This window comes from Enterococcus sp. 3C7_DIV0644 (assembly GCF_002141235.1).
GTDB lineage: Bacteria > Bacillota > Bacilli > Lactobacillales > Enterococcaceae > Enterococcus_D > Enterococcus_D entomosocium.
Genome location: NZ_NGLK01000001.1, coordinates 324,148 through 338,138, shown reverse-complemented (window position 1 = coordinate 338,138; position 13,991 = coordinate 324,148). Strand labels below are relative to the sequence as shown.

Annotated in this window: 14 protein-coding genes; 11 read left to right on the top strand and 3 right to left on the bottom strand. The window is 42.3% G+C overall.

Annotated features, from left to right (window positions below; all coding sequences use genetic code 11):
• Positions 1 to 19: 19 nt before the first annotated feature.
• Positions 20 to 1,453, top strand: a complete 1,434-nt coding sequence (locus tag A5877_RS01645) for a 6-phospho-beta-glucosidase (RefSeq protein WP_008378424.1) — start codon at positions 20 to 22, stop codon at positions 1,451 to 1,453.
• A gap of 231 nt (positions 1,454 to 1,684) precedes the next feature.
• Here the strand turns inward: A5877_RS01645 and A5877_RS01640 are convergent, their stop codons facing one another.
• Both A5877_RS01640 and A5877_RS01635 read right to left on the bottom strand, forming a co-directional pair.
• Positions 1,685 to 2,155, bottom strand: a complete 471-nt coding sequence (locus A5877_RS01640) for a glutathione peroxidase (protein WP_005235460.1) — start codon at positions 2,153 to 2,155, stop codon at positions 1,685 to 1,687.
• A 153-nt stretch (positions 2,156 to 2,308) separates the two neighbouring features.
• The gene (locus A5877_RS01635; RefSeq protein WP_086316213.1) at positions 2,309 to 3,694 is read right to left on the bottom strand and encodes an MATE family efflux transporter; all 1,386 of its coding nucleotides are present in this window, start codon (positions 3,692 to 3,694) and stop codon (positions 2,309 to 2,311) included.
• Between the two features lie 185 nt (positions 3,695 to 3,879).
• Here A5877_RS01635 and trxB point away from each other — a divergent pair, with 185 nt between their 5' ends.
• From trxB to thrB, 6 genes are all read left to right on the top strand, one after another.
• Positions 3,880 to 4,812 (top strand): thioredoxin-disulfide reductase, encoded by a 933-nt coding sequence (gene trxB, locus A5877_RS01630; protein WP_008378419.1) that lies wholly within the window; start codon positions 3,880 to 3,882, stop codon positions 4,810 to 4,812.
• A 147-nt stretch (positions 4,813 to 4,959) separates the two neighbouring features.
• Positions 4,960 to 6,687 (top strand): phospho-sugar mutase, encoded by a 1,728-nt coding sequence (locus tag A5877_RS01625; RefSeq protein ID WP_016620427.1) that lies wholly within the window; start codon positions 4,960 to 4,962, stop codon positions 6,685 to 6,687.
• A 247-nt stretch (positions 6,688 to 6,934) separates the two neighbouring features.
• On the top strand, positions 6,935 to 7,228 hold the full coding sequence (locus tag A5877_RS01620) for a metalloregulator ArsR/SmtB family transcription factor (protein ID WP_005235473.1): 294 nt from the start codon (positions 6,935 to 6,937) through the stop codon (positions 7,226 to 7,228).
• A 116-nt stretch (positions 7,229 to 7,344) separates the two neighbouring features.
• Positions 7,345 to 8,595 (top strand): homoserine dehydrogenase, encoded by a 1,251-nt coding sequence (locus A5877_RS01615; protein WP_086316212.1) that lies wholly within the window; start codon positions 7,345 to 7,347, stop codon positions 8,593 to 8,595.
• 2 nt (positions 8,596 to 8,597) lie between these two features.
• Positions 8,598 to 9,656, top strand: coding sequence for a threonine synthase (gene thrC, locus A5877_RS01610; protein WP_086316211.1), 1,059 nt, complete (start codon positions 8,598 to 8,600; stop codon positions 9,654 to 9,656).
• The gene (gene thrB / locus A5877_RS01605) at positions 9,653 to 10,522 is read left to right on the top strand and encodes a homoserine kinase (RefSeq protein ID WP_086316210.1); all 870 of its coding nucleotides are present in this window, start codon (positions 9,653 to 9,655) and stop codon (positions 10,520 to 10,522) included. Before thrC ends, thrB begins: the two co-directional genes overlap by 4 nt.
• A 79-nt stretch (positions 10,523 to 10,601) precedes the next feature.
• Here the strand turns inward: thrB and A5877_RS01600 are convergent, their stop codons facing one another.
• Complete coding sequence (locus tag A5877_RS01600; RefSeq protein WP_008378409.1) at positions 10,602 to 11,489, bottom strand: pyruvate, water dikinase regulatory protein; 888 nt, start codon at positions 11,487 to 11,489, stop codon at positions 10,602 to 10,604.
• Between the two features lie 95 nt (positions 11,490 to 11,584).
• Here A5877_RS01600 and A5877_RS01595 point away from each other — a divergent pair, with 95 nt between their 5' ends.
• The 4 genes from A5877_RS01595 (at position 11,585) to A5877_RS01580 (ending at position 13,982) form a co-directional block, all read left to right on the top strand.
• A complete protein-coding gene (locus A5877_RS01595; protein ID WP_008378408.1) occupies positions 11,585 to 12,016 on the top strand; it encodes a Fur family transcriptional regulator in 432 nt (143 codons plus the stop codon).
• Between the two features lie 160 nt (positions 12,017 to 12,176).
• Positions 12,177 to 12,353, top strand: a complete 177-nt coding sequence (gene rpsU, locus A5877_RS01590; RefSeq protein ID WP_002356740.1) for a 30S ribosomal protein S21 — start codon at positions 12,177 to 12,179, stop codon at positions 12,351 to 12,353.
• Between the two features lie 33 nt (positions 12,354 to 12,386).
• The gene (locus A5877_RS01585) at positions 12,387 to 12,836 is read left to right on the top strand and encodes a GatB/YqeY domain-containing protein (protein WP_005235483.1); all 450 of its coding nucleotides are present in this window, start codon (positions 12,387 to 12,389) and stop codon (positions 12,834 to 12,836) included.
• A 171-nt stretch (positions 12,837 to 13,007) separates the two neighbouring features.
• Complete coding sequence (locus A5877_RS01580; RefSeq protein WP_005235484.1) at positions 13,008 to 13,982, top strand: PhoH family protein; 975 nt, start codon at positions 13,008 to 13,010, stop codon at positions 13,980 to 13,982.
• Positions 13,983 to 13,991 lie beyond the last annotated feature (9 nt).

The window sequence follows — 13,991 nt, the reverse complement described above, 5'->3', positions numbered from 1 at the left end:
GAGAAAGTAGGAAAGAAACATGGCATTTAGAAAAGACTTTTTATGGGGCGGCGCAACAGCTGCCAATCAATGTGAAGGAGGCTACCAAGAAGGAGGACGCGGCTTGGCAAACGTTGACGTGGTACCGATCGGCAAAGATCGTTTTCCAGTCATTACTGGTCAAATGAAAATGTTCGATTTTGATGACGAACATTTCTACCCAGCAAAAGAAGCGATCGATATGTATCATCGCTACAAAGAAGACATCGCGCTATTTGGCGAAATGGGCTTTAAAACCTACCGTTTGTCGATCGCTTGGAGTCGGATTTTCCCTAAAGGGGATGAAACAGAACCAAATGAAGACGGCTTGAAGTTCTATGAAGATCTTTTCAAAGAATGCCACAAATATGGGATCGAACCATTAGTAACGATCACTCACTTTGATTGCCCAATGCATTTAGTTGAAAAATACGGAGCATGGCGTTCTCGTGAATTAGTCGGATTCTATGAAAACTTGTGTAACGTGATTTTCAACCGCTACAAAGGATTAGTAAAATACTGGTTGACCTTCAACGAAATCAACATGATTCTACATGCGCCATTTATGGGAGCGGGACTTTATTTTGAAGAAGGCGATAACGTTGAGCAAGTGAAATATCAAGCGGCTCATCACGAGTTGTTGGCATCCGCAATCGCAACGAAAATCGCTCACGAAGTTGATCCTGAAAACAAAGTAGGTTGTATGCTGGCTGCTGGCGCGTACTATCCATATACAAGCAAACCAGAAGATGTCTGGGAATCACGCAAAGCAGATCGCGAAAACTATTTCTTTATTGATGTTCAATCACGTGGGGAATATCCACAATATGCGCTGAAAGAAATGGAACGCAATGGGATCGAAATCAAAATGGAAGAAGGCGACCTTGAGCTGTTGAAAGCTCACACCGTAGACTTTATTTCTTTCTCTTACTATTCTTCACGCGTATCAACAACGGACGCTGAATTGTTAGAACAAACGGCTGGCAATATTTTTGCCTCTGTGAAAAACCCATACTTGGAAGCAAGTGAGTGGGGTTGGCAAATTGATCCACTTGGTTTGCGGATTACAATGAATGACATTTATGACCGTTACCAAAAACCATTGTTTATCGTTGAAAATGGTCTAGGCGCTGTGGATACACCAGATGCAGATGGCTATGTGGAAGATGATTACCGCATCCAATATTTGGCAGAGCATATCCAAGCAATGAAAGATGCGGTTGAACAAGATGGTGTCGACTTATTGGGTTACACGACTTGGGGTTGTATCGATTTAGTTTCAGCTGGAACAGGTGAAATGAAAAAACGCTATGGTTTCATTTATGTGGACCGTGACAATGAAGGAAACGGCACCTTGAAACGAACCAAGAAAAAATCATTTGATTGGTACAAACAAGTGATTGCTTCAAATGGTGAAGATTTATCGAATAACTAATCAAAAGAAGCTGCAGTTGATCCCGTTGAGAAATCAAAGGGGATCCACTGCAGTTTTTTTAAAGTCTTTTTGAAATCTTTGTAACGAATGGTTTCTTTAAGAAGAAATAGACATTCAGATATTTTGACAAGCGCCAATTTGATTGTTGTATAATGTTTATGTTGCAGCAATCACAAAAAGGTGACCTTAAGGATGACATGTTTTGTCCTCAAAATCGCCTTTCTCTGTTTTTTAAAGAACTTTTTCAATTTCTGGAATCATTTTTTGAGGATTTGTCTGGGGAGCAAAACGCTCAACGACTTTACCTTGGCGATCCACCAAGAATTTCGTGAAATTCCATTTAATGGCTTTTCCTAGCGTGCCAGGTGCTTCTTCTTCCAAATAGCGAAACAAGGGATCCGCGTCTTTTCCATTGATCACTGTTAACTTGTGCATCGGAAAGTCGACACCATAGGTGGTTCGGCAAGCGGCTGCGGCTTCTTCGGCTGACCCGACTTCTTGTTTGAACTGATCAGAAGGAAACCCTAAAACGACCAATCCTTGGTCTTTATAAGTTTCATAAAGACCTTGTAGTTCTTTGAACTGCGGGCTCAAACCACACTTCGTAGCTGTATTGACGATCACTAGCGGTTGACCTTCGTATTTTGCTAGCGAATAAGTTTCGCCATTTTCCAATGTTGCTTGGTAGTCATAGATTGACATAGCAAACGCTCCTTTTAATGTAAATCGTAGTCGATAGCTTCTGAGACAAGTATAGAGCAAAGTCTTCAAAAAAACCAAGCAAACTTCTTGGCGCATTTTATTTTTTATGGAAAACAAAAAAGTCCAGCAGTCACCGAGACCGCTGGACTTTAATTATGCTTCTGGCAATACTTCGGGTTCTGTTTCTTGTGGATGAACGACAGATTTAGTTTTCCATACACCGGAGTGCCAACGATAAATCATTAAGACGCTGCGCAATGCTTCGTCAATGGCATAAGCGATCCAAACGCCGATCAAGCCGAATTTAAAGACGATCGCCAGTGAATAGGAAAACGGTAAGCTGATGACCCATAGAACAACTAGACTACAGATCAATGGGAACTTCACATCGCCACTTGCATTTAAAGAACCCACAAGGATCATATTGACTGCACGCGCCGTTTCTAAAACGATCTCTACCAAAAAGACACCTTTGGCAATCTCGATCACTTCCGCGTTGCTGGTAAAGATTCCCATGATTGGCTCAATAAACAAGTAAGTCAATAAACAGATCGTTACCGACGCAATGATCCCGATCACCATTGTGCGCATGCCTCGCTGATGCGCGCGATCGTATTCTCCAGCACCGACATTGCGGCCAATCATGATTTGATTCCCTTGACTCAATGCGGAGGCAATCAAATAAACAAATTGGGTGATAGCTGTTACGTAAGATTTTGCAATCAAGACGCTGGCACCAAGTTGAGCCACGATCATCGTCACTACGACTTGCGCTCCCTGATAGGAAAGAGACTCGCCAGAAGAAGGCAATCCGTAAGTCAAAATGTTTTTCATCACACCCCAAGAGACATTCGAGAAACGGGCAGATAAAACAGAAAAATTCACATGCTTCTTCAGCAACATTGCGGCAATTATTAAACCGATCGAATTACCAAAGACGCTAGAAAATGCCAATCCGGTTACACCGAAATTCGGTAAACCAAAGGGGCTATATAAGACAAAGTAATTCCCAATGACGGCTAGGATACTAGCAAACATCGGCACCAATAACGCAGGTTTTGTGAAACTGTGGCTACGCATGACAGCAATTATGACCGCCGTGATCGATGAAAGGAACAGACTTCCTCCATACACTTGTAAGTATCCATGACCTAAAGCAACTAATTCAGCATCCAATCCCATGAAACGAAGGAGATAGGTTGAGCCGAAAAGGAACATTAAGCTGATCAAAATCCCGATGAACAATGAGCCAAAGAGAGCGGTATTGATGACTTTCGGTATCTGGTCGCGTTTTTTCGCACCAATCAATTGTGCGATAATGATCTGAGTACCCACGGTGATGAAACCGTAAATAAAGACCGTTAAATTCAATAGTTGATTGGCAGCACTGACGGCCGCTACTGCTGGCTCGGAGTAATGAGAAATCATCCAAACGTTGACATTCCCAATAACGACCCGCAAAAATAGCTCAACAAAAATCGGCCAGCTGAGGAAAAGCAGTTCACGGTCTGATTTTCCTAAAAGTTTTTTCTTATTCAATTGTAAGGACTCCTTATTTTCTATATAATAGACGTATCGTGAAAATTTTACAAAAATTGAAAAGAAAGTCAATGTAATTTTCAAAAGTAAAAGCAGGAATATCTTATTATTTTTTGTAAGCAGATGAGTTGATAGAATTTGCTTTTGAAAGTAAAGTATGGGTAGTCCAAATTGGAGGGAAATATATGTATGATGTAATTATCATCGGCGCAGGCCCTGCGGGGATGACAGCAGCGCTTTATGCGTCAAGATCGAATTTATCAGTACTAATGATTGAACGAGGCGCACCTGGCGGTCAAATGAACAATACGGCTGAAGTTGAAAACTACCCAGGATACGAATCAATCTTAGGCCCTGAATTAGCATTTAAAATGTATGAAGGTGCCATTAAATTTGGTGTTGAAAATGCCTATGGGATCGTTCAGAGCATCACGGATCAAGGTGAATTCAAAGAAGTTGCCACCGAAGACAAAACCTATCAAGGGAAAACAATCATCATTGCCACAGGATGCGTACATAGAAAGTTAGGCGTCAAAGGCGAAGAAGAATTCGCGGGACGCGGTGTTTCATACTGTGCGGTTTGTGACGGTGCCTTTTTCCGTAACAAACGCTTGATTGTTGTTGGCGGAGGCGACTCGGCAGTCGAAGAAGCTATCTACTTAACACAATTTGCTTCCGAAGTAACGATCGTTCACCGTCGTGACGAATTACGAGCACAAAAAATCATTCAAGATCGCGCATTTGCCAACGAGAAAATCTCTTTTATTTGGGATTCTGTTGTTGAAGAAATCAAAGGCAATGAGATGGTCGTGACTGGCGTGCAAATCAGAAACGTAAAAACGGATGAAGTGACAGAAGAAGCTGCTGGCGGTGTCTTTATCTATGTTGGTTTAGATCCGTTGACAGAACCATTCAAAGCCAGCGGTATCACGAATGATGCTGGCTGGATTTTAACCAATGAGCAGATGGAAACTTCAATTCCTGGTGTTTACGCGGTTGGCGATGTTCGTGAAAAAGGCTTGCGTCAAATCACGACGGCAGTCGGCGATGGCAGTATTGCTGGTCAACAAGTGTTTGATTTTATTGAAACACAAAAGGATGCTCAATTAACGAAATAGTTTAATGGAATCAGCTGTTATTTTTAAAGTGTCAATCACTTTTGATAGCAGCTGTTTTTATTTTTCGTTTGGTTATTCTTTGAGAAATCTGTAAGTAGTGTTATACTAATTTTAGAGCATTTTAACGGAAAAAGGAGAGGTTATTTTATGGCATGGGAACAAACATTTAATCAATGGAAAAACAGTGAACACTTAGATCCACAATTAAAAGAACAATTGACCGCATTAGAAGCAGATCCTGCGATGTTAGAAGACGCTTTTTATATGCCTTTGGAATTTGGAACTGCCGGTATGCGAGGAATTTTAGGACCTGGTATCAATCGGATGAATATTTATACGATTCGTCAAGCAACCGAAGGATTGGCTCGCTTTATGGATACACAAGATCCTGAAACAAGACGTCGTGGCGTAGCGATCGCCTATGATTCCCGTCATTTTTCACCTGAGTTCGCGATGGAAGCGGCAAAAACATTGGCAAAACACGATATTCCAGCCTTCGTCTTTGAAAGCTTACGTCCGACGCCAGAATTATCTTTTGCTGTGCGTTACTTAAAAACCTTTACTGGAATCATGATCACAGCTTCTCACAATCCAGCCGAATACAATGGCTACAAAGTATATGGGGAAGATGGTGGACAAATGCCACCAGCAGATGCGGATGCATTGACAAAATTCGTTCGGGAAATTGAAAATCCGTTAGAGATCCCTGTTTTAAGTGAAGAAGAAGCCAAAAACAGCGGCTTGATCTCTATTATTGGCGAAGAAATCGATACTGCCTATCTGAAAGAGATCAAAGAAGTCACGATCGATCAAGAATTGATCGATACGGTGGGCAAAGATTTGAAACTTGTCTATACACCACTTCACGGAACAGGGCGGATGCTTGGGGAGAAAGCGTTGAAACAAGCTGGTTTCCAACAATTCATTATTGAACCTTCTCAAGCGGTTGCTGATCCAAATTTCAGTACAGTAAAATCACCGAATCCAGAAGAGCACTCTGCCTTTGAATATGCGATTGCTTTAGGAGAAAAAGAAGGTGCTGACCTGTTGATCGCAACAGATCCAGATGCCGATCGCTTAGGAGCTGCAGTAAGAATGCCAGATGGCAACTACCAAGTGTTGACAGGTAATCAGTTAGGCGCATTGATGATCCGTTACATTTTAGAAGCCCATAAAACAGCTGGGACATTGCCAGAAAATGCAGCAGTCTTAAAATCGATCGTTTCTAGTGAATTGCCAACAGCGATCGCTAAATCCTACGATGTGGATATGATCAATGTATTGACCGGCTTTAAATTTATTGCCGAAAAAATCCAACAATTTGAAAAAGACCATTCTCAAACCTTTATGTTTGGCTTTGAAGAAAGCTATGGCTACTTAGTAAAACCATTCGTACGGGACAAGGACGCGATCCAAGCGCTCGTTTTATTAGCAGAAGTGGCTGCTTTTTACAAACAATCAAACAAAACATTGTATGACGGTCTGCAAGATATTTTTGAAGAGTACGGTTATTATGCAGAAAAAACGATTTCTGTAACGATGAGCGGCATGGAAGGGGCAACTAAGATTGCTGCCTTGATGAAGACTTTCCGTGAAAAAGCACCTTCTGTCTTCGCAGGAACCCCTGTCGTACAAACAGAAGACTTTAAACTTTTGACTCGTGTGGGCTTAGATGGTCACCAACAAAAAATGACCACACCGCCTTCTGATGTTTTGAAATACACCTTGGAAGATGAAAGCTGGATTGCGGTTCGTCCTTCTGGGACCGAACCGAAAATCAAGTTTTATATTGGTGTAAAAGGCGAAACGGCAGAAGCAGCAGAACAAAAAATTGCTGATCTGCAAGCAGCGATTGAAGAAATCACAGGTGAATAAAGTCATCTGCTGCCTTCATAATCAAAAAATTGCAATTTGACTGAATGATCCGAGTGGTAGAAAAAGAAGCATTTGTTTCCCTCAACGAACAGTTGTTGAGGGACCTAAGCTTCTAAAGGGAATTTTCTGACACTTGGATCTATTCTTGTCTTTTATTTAATTACTTCTCCTTGTTTGGCGGCCGCTGATTGACAAGCCGTCTATCAAGGGCTAAAATGCAAAAGGAAATAAGAGAGGATGTGGCGCGATGACTCCGCCTAAATTAGAGGAAATTCAGCAAGTAACGCAGATTTTTAAGATGCTTAGTGATCCGACCAGATTAAAAATTTTGTTGTCCCTTCAAGAGGGTGAACGCAATGTCACTTCAATCGCGGAACAAGTACATATGGAACAATCAGCAGTCTCTCATCAGTTGAAACTATTGAAAGATAATCGGATCGTAAAGTCGGAAAGACAAGGAAAAACCATCCTTTATAGTCTTGATGACAAACATGTTGTGGATATTTTGCAAAAAACATTCGAACATATCCATCACCGTTAAAACTAGGGCGAGAATTTCTCAAAAGTCCTAGTTTTTTCTTATTGTTTTTGGTATGCTAGTGGAAATATTAAAATTAGATGAACGGTTTTTAATAACGTTTTCAGTTAGGGGGCATTATGGGTAAGCAATTGAACATTGGATTATTAGGAATGGGTGTTGTTGGCAGCGGGGTATGCCAAGTGTTGGCAGAGCAAAAAGAAGCCATTCTGGCACGCACAGGAGTCAGTGTGCAAATCACGAAAGCATTAGCTTCGCCTTATGAGGATAAGTCTGCGTTAGCAGCTAAGTATGGGTTTGCTTTGACGAATGAGGCAAATGAGTTGTTTGAAGATGAGACCATCGACGTAATTGTGGAATTGATCGGGAAGATCGATCCGGCAAAAGCGTTTATTTCAGCTGCTTTAGAAAATAAAAAGCATGTTGTGACGGCAAATAAAGATTTGATTGCCACCCATGGACCTGAACTGCTGGCAATTGCTGAAAAAGCCGGTGTTTCTCTTTATTATGAAGCCAGTGTGGGGGGAGGAATTCCGATTTTGCGCACATTGAGCACCCACTATCTACCTGATACCATCACAGGAATTTTTGGTATCGTCAATGGGACGACCAATTACATGTTGACGAAAATGACGGAAGATGGCCTGACCTATGAAGATGCGTTGTCGCAAGCTCAAGCAAAAGGCTTTGCCGAATCAGATCCTACCAATGATGTTGACGGTATCGATGCGGCTTATAAAATGGTGATCCTGACCAAATTTGCTTTTGGGAAAACAATCGACGTTGCTGATGTTGCAACAAAAGGTATTCGCGGATTAGCTGTAGAAGATATTAAGCAGGCACAAGCTTTTGGCTATGAAGTGAAATTGATTGGCGCAGCTCAAAAGACTGATGACGGTTCCCTTACTGTATCGGTTGGACCGGTGTTAGTACCAAAAAACCACGCCTTGGCGACGATCCAAAATGAGTTCAATGGTATTTTTATCGAGAGCGAAGGAATTGATCAGTCGATGGTTTATGGACCAGGGGCTGGATCGCGGCCGACAGCCACTAGTGTGGTTGCCGATTTGACGGTATTGGCTAAAAACAAAACATTCGGGATCGTTGAACCTTTTTTAACCTTTGAAAAAGAAACAGCATTGGCTTCGGTACAAGAAGTTCCTGTGCAACACTATGTTTCCTTTTCAAGTAAAGACCTTAATGCAGCTTCTTTCCCAGAATGGTTTGAATCAAAGCACACAGCATTTGATGAAGCAAGCCAACGAATAGCTGGAATCACGAAGCCAATCAGTGAAAAGGAACTAACAGTAGCACTCAAGGCATACGCGAATACGCAAAACGTGCAAATAATGAAAGTGATGGAGGAATAAACATGTATCAAGGATTATTGCATCAATACAAAGAATATCTCCCAGTTAATGAAAATACCCCAGCATTGTCGCTGGCTGAAGGAAATACACCTCTGATTCCATTACCAAGTCTTTCAAATGAATTAGGGATCCAATTGTATGGAAAATACGAAGGCCTGAATCCGACAGGCTCATTTAAAGACCGCGGCATGGTGATGGCGGTGGCAAAAGCGGTGGAAGAAGGCGCGAAAGCGATCGTTTGTGCCTCGACAGGAAATACTAGTGCAGCCGCAGCCGCTTATGCGACCAGAGCAGGAATCAAAGCTTATGTCGTCATTCCAGAGGGCAAGATCGCTATGGGGAAACTGGCGCAAGCGATCGTTTATGGAGCGGACATCATTTCGATTCCAGGAAACTTTGATGAAGCGTTAAAAGCAGTCCGGGATATTGCGAAAACAGAAGCTGTGGCATTAGTGAACTCTGTCAATCCTTATCGTTTAGAAGGACAAAAAACAGCTGCCTTTGAAGTATGCGAACAGCTAGGACAGGCGCCTGATGTTCTTGCAATTCCAGTTGGTAATGCTGGGAATATCTCGGCTTATTGGAAAGGATTCAAAGAATGGCATGAGAAAAAAGGCACCACGTTGCCAAGAATGCATGGGTTTGAGGCAGAAGGTGCGGCTGCCATCGTTCGTGGGGAAGTCATTGAACAGCCGGAAACCATCGCTACAGCGATTCGTATCGGCAATCCAGCCAGCTGGCAGTTGGCAGAAGCCGCTCGTGATGAATCAAAAGGATACATCGATGCAGTAACCGATGAGGAAATTTTGAATGCGTATCGTAAAATTGCTGCGCAAGATGGTGTGTTTATTGAACCAGGCTCTGCTGCCTCGCTTGCTGGTGTCATCCAGCACGTGAAAGCAGGAAAAATCAAATCAGGTGAAACTGTCGTTGCTGTCTTTACTGGAAACGGGCTGAAAGATCCTGATACAGCAATTAAAGCAACGGAAGTAACCATCAATAAAATGAGTGATTTAGAAGAAATGCGTCAGCATCTTCGTGAAGGAGTTGCCAATCTATGAAGATCCGCGTTCCTGCAACCAGTGCGAATTTAGGGCCTGGCTTTGATTCCTGCGGGATTGCCCTGTCAAAGTATTTGTTCATCGAAGTTTTAAAAGAAAACGATACATGGGAAATCATCCATGAGCTAGGCTCAGAGATCCCAAACGATGAAACTAACTTACTTTTGCGTGTGGCACTAAAATTAGCACCAGACATGAAACCCCTGAAGATCCGTATGAGTTCGGATATTCCTTTGGCACGAGGCTTAGGCAGTAGTTCCTCGGTGATCGTCGCTGGTATTGAACTAGCCAACCGAATGGCCCACATGAATCTGAGTGCAGCACAAAAGCTTGAGATCGCAACTGCCATTGAAGGGCATCCTGACAATGTTGGACCAGCGATCTATGGAGATTTTGCAGTTGCTGCTTATGACCATCAGCACAAGCATACGTATTTAGTAAAGCATCATTTTCCAGAGTGCGAGATCATTGCCTATATTCCTCATGAAGAACTTTTGACTGAAGAAAGTCGTCAAGTCTTGCCGCAAACACTTTCTCACGAGCAAGCAGTTGAGGCCAGTGCGATCGCCAACGTGATGATCGCAGCGGTCATCAATGGCAATCTGCCTCTTGCAGGGAAATTGATGCAGCAGGATCGCTTTCATGAAGCCTATCGGGAAAAGCTTGTGCCACACTTGTCGACCATTCGCCAGATTTGCGAAGAAGAAGGCGGCTATGGCTGTTTCTTAAGCGGCGCTGGACCAACGGTCTTAGCGATCGTCCCAGTGGAACGGGCAGAACGAATCTCAAAACTTTTACATGCCTTGGAGAGCAATGCGTATATCGAACAATTACAAATCGATCGTGAAGGGCTGCAAGTTTTTTAAAAAACTTTGAAATGATAGATATTCTAAAAAAGATGAGCAGACGGCAGTCTGTTCATCTTTTTTTATTGCGTTATCGTTATCAGTCTTTTGTCTCTGAAGTGTAATAGCTATGGTCTTCTAAGTTTAATGCATTTAAAATCATTGAGGCGGTTTCTTCGATGGAAAGGGAAGCGACATTGATCACGACACAACCTAATTTCTCATAAAGATCATTAGCAAACGTCAGCTCCGCTTTGATTTTTTCAATATCGGAATATGCAGAGTCAGGGTTCAGGCCGTAAGAACGCATCCGTTCTTTGCGGATACTGTTTAACACATTCGGATCGTTTGTTAACCCGACGATTTTTTTCGGATCGATTTCCCAGAGCTGTTTCGGGATGTGGGCTTGTGGAACCAAAGGCAAATTAGCGACTTTTAAGTTTTTGTTCGCTAAAAATAGACTCAACGGTGTTTTTGAGGTTCGAGAAACCCCTAGTAACACGACATCTGCTTCCAAGAAGCCACGAGGGTCTTTTCCGTCATCGTACATGACCGCAAATTCCATGGCTTTGATGCGTTTGAAATAATTTTCGTTCAGGTGGTGCAAAGCCCCTGGCTCTCGTGAAGGTGCTACTCCAGTGCGGCGTGCCACTTCACTGACAGGCGGTGTTAATACGTCGAAATGATAGAGATCCGCTTCTTCACAAAAATGATTCGTCAAATCCACGAGTTCTTCTTTGATCAAAGTGTGAAGAATAATGGCATTGTGTTTCTTAGCATCTGATAATGCTTTGATCAAGTGCTCTTTCGTGTGGATAAATGTGCGTCTAAAAAGGTTAAATTCGACGCTGGGGTACTGTGCCATTGTCGCTTGGGCAAGCTTCGATGCTGTTTCACCGGCAGAGTCCGACAAAACGAACATCGTCACTGCAGCACTGGTTTGCAATTTTTCTTGCAAGTCTAGTTGTTCTGGTTCATTTGGCTTCATAAGAAAAATCCTCTCTTGCTTTTTTATTGATTTCATTATACCATACTTAAGATTGATAGAATCGGAATGATTTTGATTTATCAGGAGGGTCTACGATGAAAAATCAAACGCTCATAGAGCATGCCATGACAACGTTGAAAGAAAATGGCTTTAAAAATACGAAAAAAAGAGAAGCGATCATTACCTATTTAGTGAAACGCAATCGCTATTTACCGGCAAAAGAAATTCACGAATACATGTCGGAAAAGTACCCTGGCTTGAGTTATGATACGATCTACCGGAATTTGCACGATTTTTCTGAGATCGGTATTTTAGAAGAAACAGAACTGAACGGTGAGATGAAGTTTCGCTATAACTGTTGTGCAGAATTAGAAGACCATCATCACCATCACTTTATTTGCACGGTTTGTGGCAAAACAAAAGAACTGCATATTTGCCCAATGGACTTCTTTCAAGAACAGCTTCCCGGTTGTTTGATCGAGGGTCATCGCTTCGAGATTTTGGGTCGTTGTGAAGAATGTCAATGAAAACCCAAACAAACTTGACAGTATCGAAGACTTTTTTAACAGAATGCCTTGACACTTTTTCAGGGGTTAGCTATAATTTTTAAAGGACAGTCGTGTTTTTTGGGATTTTATTTCAATAACAACTACGGTTACTTTTTAAGCTCGGAGGGAGGGAATTTACATGTCAAAAACAGTCGTTCGCAAAAACGAATCACTTGACGATGCTCTTCGTCGCTTCAAACGTTCCGTGTCAAAAGCGGGTACTTTACAGGAATCTCGTAAACGTGAATTTTACGAAAAACCTAGCGTAAAGCGTAAGAAAAAATCTGAAGCAGCTAGAAAACGCAAAAAATTCTAATTTTCTACTGTTTTGAGAATTGGAGCTGGTAGTGTGACACTACTAAGTACACTGAATGATGACATGAAGACAGCGATGAAAGCCAAAGACAAGGAAACCTTGCAGGTGATCCGCATGTTGAAAGCATCAATTCAAAATGAGCAGATCAAAAAAGGTTCTGACTTGAATGAAGAAGAAGAGTTGACCGTTTTATCTCGTGAGATGAAGCAACGTCGGGACTCTTTACATGAGTTTGAGAAAGCTGACCGAAATGATCTAGCTGAGAAAGTCAAAGTTGAAATTGCAGTTGTTGAAAAATATTTGCCAGCACAACTTGATGAAGCGGAAATCCGCCAAATCGTTGCTGGAGCGATTGAAAAGACTGGTGCTTCTTCTTCCAAAGAATTTGGAAAAGTGATGGGTGCTGTAATGCCGCAAGTCAAAGGCAAAGCAGACGGCAATCAAGTCAATGCGATCGTTAAAGAATTATTGGATCAAATGTAAGCTCACGCCGCGAGTATGGATGACATGCTCGCGGCTTTTTTTCTGATTTCAAAAACTTAAAAAAAGCATAAGGACAAAAAGGAAACTACCCTTGGACTTTATAAGTAATTTTTCTTTTTTGCATCTTATGTTATTATTAATAAGAACGCCAAAAAAGGAGCTGTAACATATTTGACAGACAAAACTATGACGATCGAGATAACACTTAGTGAGAACGATGACGTTCGTTTACTCTTAGGTGCTCACGATAAGAACATTAAAATCATTGAAGACTCGACGGGGACGGTCATTCACACTCGTGGGGAGCTGATCCAAATCGTCGGCGAAGCGGAAGCTACAGAAAAAGCACAATCCGTGATCCGAGCGTTGCAAGAGTTGATCAAACGAGGCATCAATATCAGTACTCCTGATGTGATCACAGCTTTGAACATGGTAAACAAAGGCAGTCTTGATTATTTCAAAGATATGTATGAAGAAGAAATCATCAAGGACCGTAATGGGAAACCGATTCGGGCAAAAAATGCCGGTCAAAAGAAATATATCGAAGCTGTCCGTAAACATGATGTGGTCTTTGGGGTCGGACCAGCCGGAACCGGAAAAACCTTTCTGGCCGTCGTAATGGCGATCGCTGCTTTAAAGAAAGGTCAAGTGCAAAAGATTATTTTGACACGGCCCGCGGTTGAAGCAGGAGAGAACCTTGGCTTTCTGCCAGGCGATTTGAAAGAAAAAGTCGATCCTTACTTACGCCCCGTTTATGATGCGTTGTATCAAATTTTTGGGATGGATCATACGAACCGTCTGATGGAACGAGGCGTCATTGAGATCGCACCATTGGCATATATGCGTGGACGTACGCTAGAAGATGCCTTTGTCATTTTAGATGAAGCGCAAAATACGACGATCGCTCAAATGAAAATGTTTCTGACGCGTTTAGGATTCAACTCCAAAATGATCGTCAATGGCGATACGAGTCAGATCGACTTGCCAAAAGGGACTTTAAGCGGTTTGATCCATGCGGAGCGAACGTTGCAGGAGATCCCTAAAATTGCTTTTGCTAATTTTGAAGCAGGAGATGTGGTGCGGCACCCAGTTGTGGCCGATATCATTCGAGCTTATGAAGAAGCAGATCTTAAAGACAAGCGCTGATCGTCTTTC

What these genes read in the sequence shown, in the direction of transcription:
- thrC (WP_086316211.1), top strand. Translation starts at nt 8,598, where the DNA reads ATGTATCAAGGATTATTGCATCAATACAAAGAATATCTCCCAGTTAAT.
- A5877_RS01640 (WP_005235460.1), bottom strand. Translation starts at nt 2,155, where the DNA reads ATGTCAATCTATGACTACCAAGCAACATTGGAAAATGGCGAAACTTAT.
- A5877_RS01600 (WP_008378409.1), bottom strand. Translation starts at nt 11,489, where the DNA reads ATGAAGCCAAATGAACCAGAACAACTAGACTTGCAAGAAAAATTGCAA.
- A5877_RS01625 (WP_016620427.1), top strand. Translation starts at nt 4,960, where the DNA reads ATGGCATGGGAACAAACATTTAATCAATGGAAAAACAGTGAACACTTA.
- A5877_RS01645 (WP_008378424.1), top strand. Translation starts at nt 20, where the DNA reads ATGGCATTTAGAAAAGACTTTTTATGGGGCGGCGCAACAGCTGCCAAT.
- A5877_RS01615 (WP_086316212.1), top strand. Translation starts at nt 7,345, where the DNA reads ATGGGTAAGCAATTGAACATTGGATTATTAGGAATGGGTGTTGTTGGC.
- A5877_RS01620 (WP_005235473.1), top strand. Translation starts at nt 6,935, where the DNA reads ATGACTCCGCCTAAATTAGAGGAAATTCAGCAAGTAACGCAGATTTTT.
- thrB (WP_086316210.1), top strand. Translation starts at nt 9,653, where the DNA reads ATGAAGATCCGCGTTCCTGCAACCAGTGCGAATTTAGGGCCTGGCTTT.
- rpsU (WP_002356740.1), top strand. Translation starts at nt 12,177, where the DNA reads ATGTCAAAAACAGTCGTTCGCAAAAACGAATCACTTGACGATGCTCTT.
- trxB (WP_008378419.1), top strand. Translation starts at nt 3,880, where the DNA reads ATGTATGATGTAATTATCATCGGCGCAGGCCCTGCGGGGATGACAGCA.
- A5877_RS01595 (WP_008378408.1), top strand. Translation starts at nt 11,585, where the DNA reads ATGAAAAATCAAACGCTCATAGAGCATGCCATGACAACGTTGAAAGAA.